This window comes from Paenibacillus sp. EZ-K15 (genome assembly GCF_002573715.1).
In the GTDB taxonomy this organism is placed as follows: domain Bacteria; phylum Bacillota; class Bacilli; order Paenibacillales; family Paenibacillaceae; genus Paenibacillus_AQ.
Genome location: NZ_PDHM01000013.1, coordinates 58,774 through 75,517, shown reverse-complemented (window position 1 = coordinate 75,517; position 16,744 = coordinate 58,774). Strand labels below are relative to the sequence as shown.

The 16,744-nt window shown below is 43.6% G+C and carries 13 protein-coding genes and 2 pseudogenes; all 15 read right to left on the bottom strand.

The genetic code is table 11. The features are described 5' to 3' along the window. Nucleotides 1–366 precede the first annotated feature (366 nt). Nucleotides 367–609, bottom strand: a complete 243-nt coding sequence (locus CRG97_RS12065) for a hypothetical protein (protein ID WP_237566365.1) — start codon at nt 607–609, stop codon at nt 367–369. Nucleotides 610–741: 132 nt separating this feature from the next. Continuing rightward, the gene (locus CRG97_RS12060) at nt 742–1,080 is read right to left on the bottom strand and encodes a hypothetical protein (protein ID WP_098743171.1); all 339 of its coding nucleotides are present in this window, start codon (nt 1,078–1,080) and stop codon (nt 742–744) included. Nucleotides 1,081–1,408: 328 nt separating this feature from the next. Beyond that, a pseudogene (locus CRG97_RS12055) lies at nt 1,409–1,690 on the bottom strand (VOC family protein); the annotation flags it as partial. Continuing rightward, on the bottom strand, nt 1,691–3,115 hold the full coding sequence (locus CRG97_RS12050; protein ID WP_098743169.1) for a polysaccharide deacetylase family protein: 1,425 nt from the start codon (nt 3,113–3,115) through the stop codon (nt 1,691–1,693). A gap of 62 nt (nt 3,116–3,177) precedes the next feature. Then, nucleotides 3,178–3,375 carry a transposase gene (locus CRG97_RS34205; RefSeq protein ID WP_098743168.1) on the bottom strand — a complete coding sequence of 66 codons (198 nt, stop codon included), beginning with the start codon at nt 3,373–3,375 and terminating at the stop codon, nt 3,178–3,180. Between the two features lie 87 nt (nt 3,376–3,462). Next, nucleotides 3,463–3,705 (bottom strand): annotated as a pseudogene (locus CRG97_RS12040) (transposase); the annotation flags it as partial. A gap of 117 nt (nt 3,706–3,822) precedes the next feature. Next, nucleotides 3,823–5,613, bottom strand: a complete 1,791-nt coding sequence (locus CRG97_RS12035) for an acyltransferase family protein (RefSeq protein WP_098743166.1) — start codon at nt 5,611–5,613, stop codon at nt 3,823–3,825. 300 nt (nt 5,614–5,913) lie between these two features. After that, the gene (gene rsiV / locus CRG97_RS12030; RefSeq protein ID WP_098743165.1) at nt 5,914–6,783 is read right to left on the bottom strand and encodes an anti-sigma-V factor RsiV; all 870 of its coding nucleotides are present in this window, start codon (nt 6,781–6,783) and stop codon (nt 5,914–5,916) included. A gap of 1 nt (nt 6,784) precedes the next feature. Continuing rightward, nucleotides 6,785–7,288: an RNA polymerase sigma factor gene (locus tag CRG97_RS12025; RefSeq protein WP_098743164.1), complete on the bottom strand. Its 504-nt coding sequence runs from the start codon at nt 7,286–7,288 to the stop codon at nt 6,785–6,787. 256 nt (nt 7,289–7,544) lie between these two features. After that, the gene (locus CRG97_RS12020; protein WP_098743163.1) at nt 7,545–8,126 is read right to left on the bottom strand and encodes a hypothetical protein; all 582 of its coding nucleotides are present in this window, start codon (nt 8,124–8,126) and stop codon (nt 7,545–7,547) included. Between the two features lie 195 nt (nt 8,127–8,321). Next, entirely contained in the window at nt 8,322–10,637 is a 2,316-nt protein-coding gene (locus CRG97_RS12015; protein ID WP_098743162.1) for a family 43 glycosylhydrolase, read from the bottom strand. A gap of 100 nt (nt 10,638–10,737) precedes the next feature. Further along, nucleotides 10,738–12,432 (bottom strand): sensor histidine kinase, encoded by a 1,695-nt coding sequence (locus tag CRG97_RS12010; RefSeq protein WP_161952924.1) that lies wholly within the window; start codon nt 12,430–12,432, stop codon nt 10,738–10,740. Nucleotides 12,433–12,458: 26 nt separating this feature from the next. Further along, nucleotides 12,459–14,045 carry a response regulator gene (locus CRG97_RS12005; protein WP_098743160.1) on the bottom strand — a complete coding sequence of 529 codons (1,587 nt, stop codon included), beginning with the start codon at nt 14,043–14,045 and terminating at the stop codon, nt 12,459–12,461. Nucleotides 14,046–14,138: 93 nt separating this feature from the next. Further along, nucleotides 14,139–15,764 carry an extracellular solute-binding protein gene (locus CRG97_RS12000; RefSeq protein ID WP_098743159.1) on the bottom strand — a complete coding sequence of 542 codons (1,626 nt, stop codon included), beginning with the start codon at nt 15,762–15,764 and terminating at the stop codon, nt 14,139–14,141. Nucleotides 15,765–15,829: 65 nt separating this feature from the next. Next, nucleotides 15,830–16,723, bottom strand: coding sequence for a carbohydrate ABC transporter permease (locus CRG97_RS11995; protein WP_076321069.1), 894 nt, complete (start codon nt 16,721–16,723; stop codon nt 15,830–15,832). Nucleotides 16,724–16,744: the final 21 nt, after the last annotated feature.

Genomic DNA, 16,744 nt, shown 5'->3' with positions numbered 1-16,744 from the left:
CCATAAATTTAGGGGAATACGCAGTTTATAGGGTCAATGATGCGATTTCCCTCAAATTTTGTACCCAAATCCATCTTTTTTGCCGCATGCAATAATCCTCCTTTGAATATTCTGATTTTAATATAACATACGGATGAGGAAATTTTGTATATTATTGTTGATTAGAAATAGTCCCGATATCTATTAACGAAACAGCCATACCTTCCCCGATACGACGGCTTGCTAGTACTCACATAGGAGCTTAGGATGTAGATTAGCGGAGGCGCCACAATCAGCAGGTAAAGTGACGAGAATAGGTAGACGAAAAATACAAATATATAGAAGCAGAAGAGGCTTCACATCTTATCAGTGCCTTTAGAAGGTGGCCTAAATAATCCCCTTCACCCCATCCCGCCATACCTCAATGCTTGCCTCTTTCTCCAGCCATCCCTTTATACTCGACAACTCAAACCATTGTTCAATATGAAACACCCCGCCCGGCAAATCTCCACTATACACAGCAACCGTCGCCGCTACCTTGGCCGTTAATCTGGACTGATCCCGCCCGACCAGCAAGCATTCATGTTCAGTGACATTATAGTTATGAAGTGAAGAACCTTGATTTATCAAGGTTTTTTCTTTTTCTAGAAAAAAGAAAGAAACATTAAAGTTGTGAAGTTTCTTTAGCCTCGCCATTTTCTCACCTTTCTTGCGCATCGCAATCGAGTAGCTAAGATCACCGACCATAAAGCTTCAAAAACGTTAGACCTTAAATCGATACCCGAACCTATTTACGAGTTCAGGATACTCATTATAATATCTAATGATTTTTCCTCTAAAGTGTTTCAACTCACTCTTACTTAGACTTACCCTTGATAATACCGTCAAAGCCAGCCTTGCCCTTTCTTGCCCCAAATCCAGTGCAGTTCCCATAGCAACCTTTAAGGAGCTGTAGTTAACTTTTCCCTTCTCCGCAGCATACTCAACGGAAAAAACCTTCCATTTGTGAAACCCATCTCGATTCATTAGATTTGCTGTTTCGGACACCCATGTTGCACACACCTCAAATGATTTCTTGTCTATTAATCTTGTGATATACAACTTACGATCATCCTCTTGGATTTCCCAATCAACAAACTCATTTAAAAAGTCGATTTTGGGGTTTACACCTGCCGGTTGGTTGAAGAAAAGGCTGCCAATTATGCCGGCATCCTTTTCCTCGTATTTATTAAGCCATAGTTACCCGTTAGTGTAAGTGTACTTATTCACAATGTTACATTTCCATTGTAGAATGACAACAATCTCATTTATTATCAGACCTTAAAAATGTATATAACCCCATCCTAATAATAGGACAGGGTTATTTGATAAAAAAACTCTTCACTGAGCGTAAAACTACCAATAAAGTCGTTTAGAACTGGCCATGAAGTTACTTCTGCGCAATCTGAATAAGGTTGCCGCATGTATCGTCGAAGACAGCTATGGTGAGTTCGCCCATTTTTGTCGGCTCCATAGTAAACTTCACGCCGTTTTCCAATAATCGTTTATACTCTTTATTAATATCTGCAACGCCAAACATTGTTGCTGGGATGCCATCGGCAAATATCTTCTCTTGATACTCTTTGGCGGTAGGATGGTCATTCGGTTCGAGTAAAAGCTCGGTACCGTCCTGCTCATCGGGAGAAACAAGCGTTATCCACGTATTTGAACCTTATAATTCAGAGACTTTCACAAATTCATAGCCTTCTTTTTTCAAATATTTCAAAATAGGTTCTACGGCTTCTGCGGTCGTTGCATGAATATCGTGCATTAGAATAATTGAACCATCTCTCACATTTTCTAGAACGATATTTAATATAGCAGCCGGATTACGCGATTTCCAGTCCAAGGTATCAATGGTCCAAAATACAGTGGGACTGCTGATCGCACTCTGAACCTGCTTATTAACGGCACCATAAGGTGGGCGGAACGCCGTTGATTCTCTTCCTGCGGCGCTCTTGATGGCCTGGTTTGTTCGTTCCACTTCCTTGATCCCTTCTACTTTGCTTAGGGTCGTTAGATCCTTGTGGTTCCAGGTGTGGTTACCTAGTTCATGTCCTTCATCAGCAACTTCCTTCACAATCTCCGGATAGAAATCCACCCGGTTACCCAGCATAAAGAATGTCGCTTTCGCATCATACTTTTCCAGCAAGTCAAGAATCTTCAACGTGTTTTTAGGATGCGGCCCATCGTCAAAAGTAAGAGCTACTCGTTTACCGCCCTTTGTAGAATCATCATCTTTAACCGGTTTATCTTGGGGTTTGTCCTTATCCTTTGTATTGTTTTTTGAATCGTCTTTTTCGTCTTTTTTATCATTCTCAATCTGCAACTTCTCTTTCCACTCATCGGTTAGTAGATTTTGCATCTCATCCAGTGGAATCGAAATTTTAGGCATACCGGCCGCTCCGGCAGTCACCTCATATTTATCAAATTGATAAATAGCTGACTTATCCGTAAAATACATGCCTTTAAATTTATTGTTCGGATCTTCTGCCCATCTCTTTAACTCACCTTCAAATAGTAAAGGGCTGTATTCTTTCGACTCCTTGAATGCTGTATTTAAAAGAGAGTATAACTGTTCCCGATTTTGTTTCGTATCCTTGAAAATTTCTGTTGTCTGAATAAAATCTCCCTTTTTAGTATCTACTAAATAAACCTTTGCTTTTTGCTGTGCGTTTGCACCTACGACATAACTTTCCTCAGAGAATACAATGGAATACATATTCTCCACCACGGGATGGATTTCCATCGCTAAAGATAACACGGCCGCGCGGTCTTTTATATATTCCTTATTCTCCTCGACATTTGCCAGAAAATCCTCTTTGACCGATGATGCATATCCTTCTATTTCTGTATTGAGCTTATCGCTTTTAAATTTCGGATAGTGGATGGCAATGTTGTATTTCTTTTTCTCTGTTATTTCTGTAACTAAATCTACTCCTGGATATTTGGAAACTTCTATTTTTTTTTCATCTTTGTCAGCTTCACTGGCATAATCGTCATTAGTCTGCAACATAAAATTAACAAAATATCCCACCACAAAAAATCCTAGGATCAACAAGATACTAAATGTTATTTTTGCTTTTGCTGATTTCAAGATTCCACACTCCTGTTGTCTTATTCCTTAGTAAGTGAAATTTCTATCAAACCAAACGAGTTTCATTTTAACACAAAATAAATATAAAATAATTTAAAGAAACGTCGTATGGCGCGATCAGCAATCACGTGTTTACCTGTCAAGATCATGTCTTGAAGCATTTCATATCCCGTTACACTATCATGCCTATTTCCTGGGGAAAGCTCGATGCGCAGAGGGCATCCTAAGGCATCCACTATCGCATGAACTTTGGTGGTTATGCCTCCTCAGGATCGTCCTATGGCTTGATTGGCTGGCCCCCTTTTGCGCCAGCTCATGCTGGTGTACTTGGACGATAGAGGCATCGATCATGACACTTTCCATGTCCGGTTCTGATGCCAGATGCTCAAGAACTTGATCAAATACACCGGCTTGCTGCAACCGATGAAATCGGGTAAATACTGATTTCCAGGATCCATAATGATCCGCCATGGCGCCCCGCTTCGGGCAATCCAAAGCATCGTATTGATCACGGTTCGGTTATCTTTGGCTGGCCGTCCACCCTGAGCTTTTCGCTCGGCTGGCAGTAGATCTTTAATCCGTTCCCACTGGTCGTCACGTAATTCGTATCGTCATCTCTTTCCCTTGTTTTACCAAAATCATTCTATTCCTGCAGTTTGAAGACACGCCCTAGTAGTATTTCACACAAGTTGACCTCGAGTTCTTTGTTAAGGCTTGATTGCATCTGCCACCAGTGAAGCATAAGCCTTCGCGCCTTCTTCGCCAAGATGTACGCCGTCCCTTGAGAAATATGAATCTTTGTCGGAACTAGCCATGTGCCAGTCAACAAGCGTCACGTTGGAGAACTGTTTCGCTGTCTCCGCCAAGGTCAAGTTAACGTCGCGTTCCCACGGACGCGGTACGCGAATGTTTACAAGCAGAATTTGCTGAACGTTTTCTAACGAATCCAGCAGCGTAAAGAGTGTCTTCTCCGAGAACGTACCATTCGTGCCGAGTACGATGATGACAACGTCACCTAACTCACCATTCGACTTATGCTGATCAATAGCGCCCTTTGCCTGGGACATCTGGCGGCCCACTTTGCCGTCGATCGTAATGCCGGGGAGATGCTCTTGTAGATAAGGGGCAATATCGAGCAAGACCGAGTCGCCAATCGCGGTCACTTTCCGTCCCGCATCCGGCTTTAGAATTCCAGATGGCTGTTTCGAGCCGTTTGGTTTCGGTATGCTCCCTGGAGGTATTGTCCCTGTTTGAAGATCGTTGCGTTCGTACGAAACCGAGTCTGGTTTCGTATCGGATGTAAAGCCAGTCATACCGATAACGCATATCGTCAGTACGAGCATCATGCATACGGAAGCCATTCTACCAAGGATCGGCATTGATCCCCACCTACGGACCTGCCTCCATGCATACTTGAACCCGCTTTTTCGAATGGGCTCCTCAATAAACCGCCACGATAACGCGGCGAGTACAATACTTATTCCTACCTGTAATATGCTTCGTACAATACTGGTCCCCCCAGTGTTGACTTCAGGACGAGTTAGTACAATAACCGGATAATGCCATAGATAAATGCCGTAAGAACGAACGCCAAGCCACCGCAGCGGTTTACAACCCATTACTTTGCCCAACCGGCTTACGGGATGCGCGAGAACCGCTACGACTATAGCCGTGGCGACGGATAAAAGCACGAATCCGCCCCGGTAAAGAAAGCTATCGTACTGATCGGTAAGCCCGATCATGACCACAATCGTCATCAGAGCCACTCCCCCGATGCAATCAAGGATCAGGCGTGCTCGTTGCGCAGCCTTTACAGTGAACTGGCGGCTCGGCCAAACCATGGCGAGCGCCGCGCCAATGAGCAAGGCAAACGCTCTCGTATCCGTACCGTAATAAACTCGGCTCGGATCGCTGCCCGGCTCGTAAATTAGCGCCATCGCGAGCGCCGACAAAAGCGCGAGCGCGAGAGTCAACCCGAGAAGCCATCTCCGCCGCGTTACGAAACGAAGTCCGATAACGAGAAGCAGCGGCCAGAGCAAGTAGAACTGCTCCTCCACCGCGAGCGACCAGAAGTGGCCGAACGGGGAGGGCGGACCGAAGCTCGAAAAATACGATACCTCATGATAAATACGCCACCAGTTATTGACATACAAAAGCGCCGACAGCACATCTCCACGCAGCGACGCCAGTTGGGAATGATCGAATAACGTGATCCACGCCGCGACGACTGCAATCATGACGAACAACGCTGGCATCAACCGCCTTATCCGTCTTAACCAGAAGTCTTTCCAGTCCAGCCGTCCATATCTTTTCCATTGGGCAATGAGAATGTCGGTGATAAGGTACCCGGACAAAACGAAAAACACGCCGACACCAAGCAACCCGCCGGGTGCCCATCTGGAATCAAGATGATAGACGATGACGGCTAACACGGCGAGCGCCCGCAGTCCGTCGAGCCCGGGCATATAGCGCCCGTTGCCTTTAAGCGGCTTAGGCATATCGGCCGCCTTCCCTATCTATATCAGCTTTCATTGTAAATGGCGGGATTCGTTCGTTTGTCATGCGGTTCGCCGTCGTGATCTGTCTGCAACTGTTCTCCTTTATTCGTTTTATGCTATACATCTGTATTCTGCCCTTTCAATCTCGATAAGTTAGATTTTCAACATAGCCCGGCGATTGACTCATTGAAAAACTTGTACGACGAATACCGAAACATGTACGTCGGACCGAAAGTAAATATAGTAATCATACGATACCGTCGGCCCGTTTTTCGTACGCCTACTACTCGATTTCGAATTTTATTTTATATATTCATTACTAACTAGTGCATCTGCAATCACATCGGTCGGTATAACAAATTCCACCACACCCATATACCCCGGAGCGACTTCGTATTTATCAAAGGAGATGACAAGTTTTCCTTCATTGTTTATATAGAAGGACTGATCTTTGGCAATGCTCTTAAAACTTTCAAAATCTACTTTACCGTCTACCCAATACGTTTTGTCCCGATCCGACCTCATTTGCTGTCTCATTTGTTCTTGAATATTTTCACTGATCAGGCTGATATAGCTATCATTTTTAAATAAACTTGGCAATGTAATCAAAAGTTGATTTTTCTTGTCAACCGTGTCGTATTTAAAGGTTGTCGAGGATGAACCTACCGTATTAACAACATATCTGCCCACAACAAGGATCTGTTCATTATCGGTTTTGATTACATAATCGCTTTTAACGCCTACGTGCCCTCCGCCATTTTTCTTTAATTCCTCCATTTCTTCTTTAAAACCGTTATACAGCTTTTTATTTTCCTCAAGGTATTTGTCATTTAGGGTGGCTTCCAGCGTTTTATTTTCCATGTTCGTAATGGCAGGAACTTTGATATCGGCCTTGGCAGTTCCGTCATCTACTTTAAATTCAGTAAAAGTGAGTACCTTGACAAGCGAGCCAACCACGGGAACTTCTGTTAAAGCTTTTGCAAAGGCAGGACTAGTATTAATCCCTGTTATAAACAGAATAGCGGCTACCCCGACTGCAGCGAGGCTTTTCATTATGTTCGCATGTTTTTTCTTTTTCTGCTTGAGAGCTTTCTTCACGACAAAATCCAATTCATTAGGGATGGGCACATTTTTATATTTTTGTTTCAATTGTTCCAACTGTTCATGCATTTTACTTGACCTCCTCCAACGTTTCGTTGTTCATTCGAATTCGAAGTTTACGAAGGGCCTTATACAATCTTGATTTTACGGTACTGATGTTTTCGTTAAGCACTTCCGCAATTTCCTCAATCTTCATGTCTTCAAAATATCTAAGTATCACTACGGTCCGAAAGGCACAGGGTAATTCGTCCAAAGCCTTCTCCAGGTCAATGTCATGGTAGACATCTTCATTTGATGGGATGTGCGACTCAAGCGTCTGATCGTCTACAAGTTGAATTCTCTTATGTTTTCTTAGGAAATCGAGAGATGTATTCATCACAATCCTATAAAACCAGCTTTTCATCGAACCTTCGGATTTTAAGGTTTCTGAAGATAACAAAGCCTTATGAATGGAATCCTGGACAATATCCAACGCGTCTTCAGCATTCTTTACATAACTGAATGCAAAAAGATACATATCCTCCTTGTTTTCCGTAATAAAACGAGTAAGTTTTTTGTCTAACTTGTTATTCATAGAAACTCTCCTTTGATACGCGCGCATCATTCTCATGCCTCTCATATATAAGACGTGCGAGGTACCCAAAAAGTCTATTTACGTTAAAGGAAAAGCTTGGCAGCTACGGAATTGCTGAGTTTTTTGCTTAGACTCTTTCAATCCTATGGGCCATCTGCTCAAAACAAAAAAACTCGATGCCCCTATTTAGGTAAATCGAGTTTTTTGGCGTTAAAATTATAATTTACGAAATTTGAGACGGACAAATACTTTTTTATTATTTTACAGTGTCCTGATTGTCCGCAAAAACAACCTTAAGTTTATTTTCTTGCCAAGATAAAACAAGATGATCTACGAATCCCCCATTCCCTCCTTGAGGAGCCGTAACAATGATATCATCCACTTTGTCACCCGTATAGTCGCCAATAATTAAGTTTGGCTCCCTCCCAAGTTCCCCGTACAAAGTACCATCTGTTCCTTTGTTTAACCAATCATATTTTAAATATTTTTGTTTTTTTCCATCTTGCACGATGATCGATAAATCGCTGGCATACGCATCCAATTTTCCATCAATCTTTTCTTTTGTGCCTACCAGTATTACTTGGTCAGCAACAGAATCGCCATTAACATCTGAAATTTTGTAATCTAGTACATACGTATTTTCCTTTAATTTAAGTTCGGGTACGTTAAATTTTTGCCCAATTTCCAACTTGGGTGACGTTTTCTCAGTGTGCTTCGTTACCGCTTGCGGAACTGAGGTTGCTTGTTTTGCCAGCGAAACTTGAGGTGTGAGGATTGCCGCTGCACAAATGACACCTGCTGCCAAAAGAGTAATTTTCTTCACATTTTGTTTCTTCATTTTATAAACCTCCAATTGTATTATGCTTGCCTTATATATGTAAGACGTACGAGGTACCCTAAAAAGTCTATTTTTATTTCATTAAGATATAATCTCAAGTTTCGCAAGTACATGAAGTTACTCTGGTTATCATTAAATTGTCCATGGAACGTCCGCCGGTGGATCGGGTCTAGCAGCCCAAAAGATAAGGCCTGATCAATGGTTTACGGTTGTAACTTCATCACTCCATTCACTATAACCAGCAAAGTTTTTAGCCCTTACCTTTACAGTATGGCTGGAGCGCGGTGCGAGACCAGTTTGTGAGAAATCACTAGCAGCATTACTTATAACGCTGCCATCGAACATCAGGTCGTATTGCAGTGCTCCTGGAGAATCATCCCATTTCATATTTAGAATGGATTCATTCTCACCCACAACCGTCAAATTTTCCGGAACGGGAGGGATTTGAGGAAATTCTCCGGAACCAAACATAAACCAATTAAGTTTGCACATATTTTGACTCGCGCCATGAAACACAAGGTATACCTTTTGTTTCCCAGAAACTTTTTTTGTAAGGTCACTCTTAGCATTTACATATTTATTTATATCGCCTGTATTTGAAATATGAAGTGTGCTTATTAAATCGCCATCAATGCGATCAAGCCTTACCTCAATCGTACCTCCGGTTAATGAACTTGCTACTCGTGCATTAAACCATGCTGCATCACCAGCACCAAAATCCACTTGATCATATTGCAACCAATCTCCGTCTTTTAGATTAGATATACTTAGATCATATCCACTGTTTACATCATCGTTTGTCCATTCTGTTATTGAGTTGATTTGCAGCTCCTTATCTGAAACAAACTTTTGATCGTCGTAACGCTCAGCATCAATTTTTCTATTTATGCCAAAGAGGTTACCTTGATTTTCAGTCGTTGTTAATTCAAAGGAATCTACATCTACATATCCGCCAAGATTCGTTGTTGCATAGTTGAAAATACCGAACCTCATTCCTACATAGGTTCCATAGTGCATATCGTATCTTCCGCCAAGTCGTGTAAAATGGATACCGTCTAAACTATATGAAAACTCCATTCTATACTCATGTCTTGGAATCTCAGCCCTTAACCATACGTCCTTCATGCCTGCAGATATATTCACGCATACATGTTCAGTCGCATTATCATTGATAAGTATAGATTTATGACCCTCTTCATTTTTGATCCCAATGAAAGTAAAGTTTTTTTGCATTAAACATAGACCTGCGAAATCACCATCGGCCATATGACCCACATCTAACTTAACCATCCCTATACAATCTGGTCCAACGACCCGCTGTGTAAGCGTATTCCTTGCATAGGTTAAGTTATCCGTTACGCTTGAAGTATGAAGTCTCATAAACCCTGGTCTTTCTTCAAGACTCCATTTCCTGTTATCCGGATTGTGATTCCATTGCCACTGCAACCCTAACGTATTCGTGCTAAAGTCATCCGAAGTTGGAGGCCCCTTGGGTTCAACATACTCCAAATTGGAGATATTAGGCTTTCTATGTGTAGCAACAGCTTTTTCGCCATCGACCTGCCCCATGTACGGCCAGCCATTCTTCCATGTCACGGGCTGAAGGGTAGGTACTCTACCAAGCTTCGATCGATCTTGGAATATAATCGCCCACCATTCTGAAGAACCATCTTCCTGAGGAACATCGACAATCCCCCCTTGATGGATGCCGTTACCCCAGAAATTCATAAAGCTTGCCATAATATCCTCAACTTCATAAGGTCCGTTTGCTAAATCCTTTGTTCTAATGGCAACTTCTTTTTTTGAACCATGCTTCCAAATCGGCGTAGTTAGAATATAGTAGCGGCCATCTATTTTATATACATGAGCGCCTTCATTATACCCATGGTAAGGATGACCGGAACACGGATAAGCATATATCTTCTTACCGTTTCTTTTGGCACCTGGTTCTCTCTTTGATATGATAGATAGTCGGCCAGTTGCTTCATCCATGATCGCAAGCTCACTAAGATAGAGTTCTCCTTGTCCATGTACGACATAGATTTTCCCATCATCGTCAAACAATAATCCTGGATCATAAAGTTCGTCTTCCAGTTTATACAATGTCCAAGGTCCCTTTGCCCGATCTGCAATACTTACATATGCAGCATCTCCATTGATATTAAACATAAGGTGAAATTTACTGTTATGATATCTTAAACTCGTTGCCCATGGACCTTCATCATAAACATCGCCATGGATAAGATCGTATGGGTCACCTTCCATTCGATCAACAGCATAACTTTCATATTCCCAATTGACTAAATCTTTTGAACTCATAATTGGACACCCTGGAAATAAATGCATACTTGTTGAAGACATATAGTATGTGTCACCAACTCTTATAATATCATTATCCGGATAGTCACCCCACATAATCGGATTGGTATAGGTACCATTTCCATTGTCAGCAATCCATCCATTTGTAGGAATAATTATGGGAGTTGTAGGATCTGTAACTTCTCTTCTCATCGTTAATAGTACCTCCAATTTTTTGATAGCTAAGTTAATCTAGTGCCGATAGGTACGATTACCTTAGAACCCCGCAGCTAAAATGCAGGTGGTGGGTAGTTCACCTTGTAACTGATAACTCCCGATATAACGGAATGACGATACGAACCGTCGTTCCTAAACCCAATTCGCTCTCCATCGTGACGCCGAACGATTCTCCGAATTGCAGCTTGATCCGCTCATTTACATTTCGGATCCCGTAACCAACGCTTTGATCCTTGTACCCCAATATTTTACTTATCGTTTCCTCACTCATACCGACTCCGTTATCGATAACTTTCATCACGATGGTCCCTTCTTCCTGATAAGCGACGATCCGGATGTGAAGGGGCTCTTCAGACATGGCATGTTCCAGGGCGTTTTCAACAAACGGCTGCAAAATCAGCTTCACCGTATCGTATTCCAAGACAGAGTATTGAATGTCAAAGCTTACATCAAGCCTGTCGACATGCTTAATCTTTTGAATGCCGATGTACGATCGGACCTGCTGGATTTCCTCGCGAATCGGAATGATCGTTCTTCCCTGGTTCAAGGTCAGACGGTAGAACGTTGCCAGCTCGCTAACCATTTGGTGCAGCTTCTCCGTTTCGCCTAAACGCGCAAGCCTACTGATCGATGATAACGTATTGTACAAAAAATGCGGTTTAATTTGAGCCTGAAGCGCATCCAGCTCGGCTTCTTTTTTCTGCAAGTTGCTGATGTAGACCTCCTGAATCAGGTCTTCTATATTCTCCGCCATCTCATTGAATGCAGTGGCAATTTGCGCAAACTCATCGGAGCCGGAGTATTGGATCCGCTTCGCAAAATTCCCTTCCTGAAATGCTCGGAGGGAACGGGAAATCCTGTGGATTTGCTTCGAAAATGTATCGGAAACCATCGCGCCGATCGCCACGAGTACCAAAAAACTCGCAACGCAGATGAGCAGCGTCACATTTTTTACTTTCTGTGCAGCTTGTTCCAGCTCCTGAAGCGGAACAAGCGCCATAATCCGCCAGTTTATGCCTTCGATAGGCTCATGAATTTGCATATAAGCTTCCGCCTCAGCTTGCCAATCCTCAGGGAGCGGATTGCTCCTGTTCTCGTATACCGTTTCGTTCTGCTCGTTGATCACGGCGAAATATCCAGGGATGCCGTCCCCGCTATTACTGTAATTCAGGTTTCCGAATAAATCGTCCATTTTGACGGTAATCCGCATAATACCAATCGCCTTGATGGTTTGAAAATCCATCATCTTTCTAAGCCAAGAAACATTACCGAACTTCGAATCCGAATCAACCTGCATCCACAAGGATTCCACAGCCATTTCATCAAACCTTTTCACCCAATCCAGATGCTCGGCTCGTTGATAATGAGTAAGATTATACCGTTTGCCTTGCAAGAGCGGGTCCTCGCCGGTTTCTGTATCATAGATTTCCGGCAAGGCTTCGTTATGCAAAAACAAATCAATCACGACGTTGTTCGATGACAAATTCAATGCTGATTCCAGCTTTGGAATGATGTTTTGAGTGACGGTCCGATAGCTTTCCAAGGGCTCGAGCCGTTTACTTAATGCCCGCTGCAGCGACTGATCGAGATAAAGCTGATTATCGACCTGCTCCACCGTTTTCATTCTTCCCTCGATGTTATCGCTAGCCTGCTTTAACGTGCCTTTCACATTTTGGATCGTCTGTTCTTTCACATATTGTACGGAAGTATAATAAGCATAATAACCAATTGAAATGACGGGCACGATAACCAGCAGCATATAAGAGGCCATTAGTTTGAACCTGAAGGAGAACCGTTTCATTTATGACCACTGCCTTGCTTACGATAATCGACTGGCGGAAGACCGAAACTCTGCTTGAAATGCCTGCTGAACATGGTCAGATTCTGATAACCTACCCGGTGTGCCGCCTCAAATATTTTCAACTTCGGGTCCTGGAGCAACTCCCGCGCTTTCTCCATCCGTTTCTTCGTTACGAAATCACTGAAATGTTCATCGGTCACCTCTTTAAACAAATAACCCAAATAGTTGGGCGAAAAGCCGAACAGCTTGGCTACATTCCGCAGCTGCAGCGATGTCTCCAGATTCGCTTCAACGTATCGTTCAATTTCGTCAATCAGCTTCCGGTTCGGATTTTTCTTTTTGTTATGCAGATGCTCGGAAACCTCAAACAATTGCTTGCGCAGCCACGACTTAATGTCGGCAATCGTCTCAAAATCGTAAAGCAAGTTCAAATTTTTTAGCTCTATGCTTAATAGGTCATACAGACTGACGTTCAGCGACTGCAGGAAAAAATCCGTTTTCGAAACCACATATAACGCAAAATTGTAAACAGACAACTTGTCCTTCAGGCTCTGCACCAATTCGAAGAGCTGTTCCAAGCTGTCGTGAATGCGCACAAGGTCGTAATTCGCGGTGGCCGCAAACATTCGTTCCATGATTTGCTCCAGATCCAACGATGTTTGAACGATCTCGCCCGCCGTTTGCTCCAGCGTAATTACCCGGCATTTGCCGATAAACATTTTCGTTGCAAGCGCCTCGCGGGCTTGCAGGTAGGATTCAGGGGCGTCTTGAAGGGAGTCAACCTCCGAGCCCAGTCCAACCGTAATCGTCAAGTTGGAATGGCTGCGGACATGTTCAACCAAGGACTGCATCGACTCCGCAGCATTGAGCCCTGCAGCGTTGATGACGATGACAACCTTGTCATCTCCCGTTTTGCAATATATTCCCAGCTTCCGGTCTTGAAGATAATCGCTGATCAACCGAAATCCATGATCGATGGCGAATTTCCGCTGATCATCTGAAAACGCCTTCAATTTCCAGGCCATGTCATCCATTTCGATAATGGCAACGCAGCATTGTCCGCCATGCCAGAAAATTCCGGCACTCTCATATAGTCTATAGAGGGTGTTATATTCAATCGTTCCCCGGAGCCATTGATACATCATTTCATTCTGGAGGAGCGGAATCGATGAGTCCATTTGCTCTTCCTTCTTCATTTGTTCCCGTTCGTACTTCAATTGCTCTCTGACAAGCTGCAGCGTGTTCAGAAGCTCTTGATCATCCACAGGCTTAAGAATATAAGAGCTGGCGTTCATCGAAATCGCTCTTTTGGCATATTGGAAATCCTCATGACCGCTTATAAAAATTATTTTTAAATGGGGCAACAAGCTTCTGGCCTGCTCGGCAAGCTCCAACCCGGACATAATCGGCATTTGGATGTCGGTGATCAGGATATCCACGTGCTGTTCCCGCAACAGGTTCAAGGCGGCCCCTCCCCCGTGCACAGCTCCAACAATCGTCATATCAAGCTGTTCCCAAGGCATAAATCGCTGCAATACTTCCAAATCCAACTGTTCATCATCCACTAGCAATACGTTATACATGGCAATCAGTCCTTGTAAAAAGATATAGAGTATACTCTAAAAAGTATACTCTTACATCCGGCAATCATACTCTTACATCCGGCAAACCTGAAGTTATTTGTCGTTCATTTTATTTTGATTATCCTGCCACTTCTTCTGGACATATTCGAGTACTTTAGGGAAACCAAGATTTTGCATGTCTTCATTCGTCTTCGTCAGTATAGACTCAACTTCCTCGTCACTCTTGGCATAAATCATGGTGGAGAACGCTTGATCAAACATATCCGTCACCGACTGCAGAATAATGCCTTCTTCAGAATCCCCTTGCGGGTCTGTATTCGCAAAGGCTGTAATATCCATAGACGTCTTCCAAGCGACGTTTACCTGCTGCGTCGTTTGGAAATCCCGCTGCTCCTCAGGAAGAAGGCTTTCTCTGGCTACTTTGGCCAGATCGACCCAGGTTGCATTTCCAGCCATCATATTGTCGGATATGTGCAGCTTATCCAGTTCAGCTTTGTCCATCGTTTTGTATTTCTCGTTAGGGATTGGAATCCCGTTCTCGTCTTTTTCATCCCACAGGAATCCCGGAGGTCCAAACCAGAGAATCGCCTGTCCCTCGTTGCTAGTAGCCCAATCCAGATATTCGAAAATACGTTCAGGATCTTTCGCATTATTCGTAATGACGATTTTGCCGCCGCCTTCTCTGCCGGTGTAGTTAGGATAAATTTTGTTCTTGTCTAAATCCTCTTTGTGAATTGGCCAAATAAATTCGTATCCTGCCTCAGGATCTTGGGCGCGGAGAGTAGAGTTCGGAACGCGCGCTCTGCCCGATAAGTTCGAATTGATGGAAACAGCCACTTTCCCTTGGCTCAGCTTCTCTATCATTTGATCGGCCTTTTGAGTGAATACATCCTGAGTCATCAGCTTGTCGCGATACATTCGACTGGCAAACAGCATAAACTCTTTGAAAGCAGGGTCTTCCGTAATTGGTTTTAACGTGTTGCCTTCTGGATAGAACATTCTGTCCACAAAATACGGCGTGCCGTTTTCTTTAAACGCGGAATACATCATCTTGATATCGTATGGACCGCCGACTTCAAGCGGGATTACATTCGGATATTTTTCTTTCACCGCACGCAGATAGCTCTCTAATTCAGTTAACGTCTCCAGCTTCGGGGAGCCCATTTCTTTATAGATTTTCCGGTTAATCGCCCAACCGCCGTTCCCGTTCATATGATCGCCACCAACATACCATTCCGGAAAGACATACAGCTTGCCGTCTTCCGAACGGTTAATATTGATAATCTGGTCGCCAGCAGACTTCTTCAGGTTCGGATATTTGTCGAGATACGGATCAAGCTCCACCAATTGGCCTTCACTGATCAATCGATCCAGCTCGGGCCCTGGTCCAAGCGCAATCACGTCTGGCAGCTCACCGCTGGCATACATAGCGTTGAACCTTTGTTTGGCGTTACCATTCGTTGGAAGATAATTGATGGATACCTTCTTGTTTTCCTGAATCCACTTCGTGGTAACCGTCTCTCCCCAAGGAGCAGGCTGCCATCCGTCATCAAAGTTGTACATCGTAAACTCTAGCGGTTGGTCTTTTGCAGATTCCCCGGCATTTCCATTGCCTACTGTGGTTTTGTTTTCGTCTTCCCCACTTCCGCAGCCAGCGATCAATGTACTGACAGATAGAACCGCGACCATCAAACCGGTCAGCCATTTTTTCTTGTTCATTGCATCGATTACCCCTCTCGTACAATCTTTTTTTATGTTATCACCTATCAGCGTATAACATCTCCCTATTCTTTCAATGACCCGACAAGTACTCCTTTAACAAAATACTTCTGCACAAAAGGATATACCATCACAATCGGAATGGTTGCTACCATCGTGGTCGCCATCACGACAGATTTATGCGTGACACTCTGCGCGTTCTGCAGAAATTCCTGTTTGGTCGCACTGATCTGCGTTGAGGCTTCAAATGACAAAATCGATTGTATGGTCTGGTTGAGAACAACTTGCAATGGCAGTAGGTCTTGATTCGAAATATAGATTGATGCGTCAAACCACGAATTCCAATGGCCTACCGCGGTGAACAGCGATAGTGTAGCGATGACCGGTCCTGACACCGGCAACACAATCCTGAAAAAAGTATTAATGTGATTGCACCCGTCGATTCTGGCCGATTCCTCCAGTCCGTCCGGGAGTCCCATAAAAAAGGTTCGGAAGATGATCATATTCCAGACGCTGATGATACCGGGTATAATCATAACCCAGAAGGTATTCATCAAATGCAGGTCCTTAATTAACAGATAACTCGGAATGAGACCGCCGCTAAAGTACATCGTAATAACGCACAGGATCATATAGAACTTTTTGCCGATCAATCCGCGTCGGGACATTGCATAGGCAAACATGGAGGTAAAAAGAATCGACAGGAAGGTTCCCGTAACCGTTCTTGCAACCGTGATCCAGAAAGCGTTGATTAATCGGTCGTCCTTGAACACATATTTGTAGTTTTCCAATGTAAAATCTCTCGGCCAAATGGTAATGCCCCCAGCCGCCGTATCGTTTCCGGTATTCAAGGAAATAACCAAAGTATTCCAGAATGGATACAAAGTGACTACGGCAAGCAACAACAAGCATGTGTATACCACAATATCGATAGTATGATCTTCGAGTGAGCGTTTCACAAGCTGCCTCCTTTCTTGAAG

What these genes read in the sequence shown, in the direction of transcription:
- CRG97_RS12010 (WP_161952924.1), bottom strand. Translation starts at nt 12,432, where the DNA reads ATGGCCTCTTATATGCTGCTGGTTATCGTGCCCGTCATTTCAATTGGT.
- CRG97_RS12015 (WP_098743162.1), bottom strand. Translation starts at nt 10,637, where the DNA reads ATGAGAAGAGAAGTTACAGATCCTACAACTCCCATAATTATTCCTACA.
- rsiV (WP_098743165.1), bottom strand. Translation starts at nt 6,783, where the DNA reads ATGCATGAACAGTTGGAACAATTGAAACAAAAATATAAAAATGTGCCC.
- CRG97_RS12035 (WP_098743166.1), bottom strand. Translation starts at nt 5,613, where the DNA reads ATGCCTAAGCCGCTTAAAGGCAACGGGCGCTATATGCCCGGGCTCGAC.
- CRG97_RS12000 (WP_098743159.1), bottom strand. Translation starts at nt 15,764, where the DNA reads ATGAACAAGAAAAAATGGCTGACCGGTTTGATGGTCGCGGTTCTATCT.
- CRG97_RS12025 (WP_098743164.1), bottom strand. Translation starts at nt 7,288, where the DNA reads ATGAATAACAAGTTAGACAAAAAACTTACTCGTTTTATTACGGAAAAC.
- CRG97_RS12005 (WP_098743160.1), bottom strand. Translation starts at nt 14,045, where the DNA reads ATGTATAACGTATTGCTAGTGGATGATGAACAGTTGGATTTGGAAGTA.
- CRG97_RS12020 (WP_098743163.1), bottom strand. Translation starts at nt 8,126, where the DNA reads ATGAAGAAACAAAATGTGAAGAAAATTACTCTTTTGGCAGCAGGTGTC.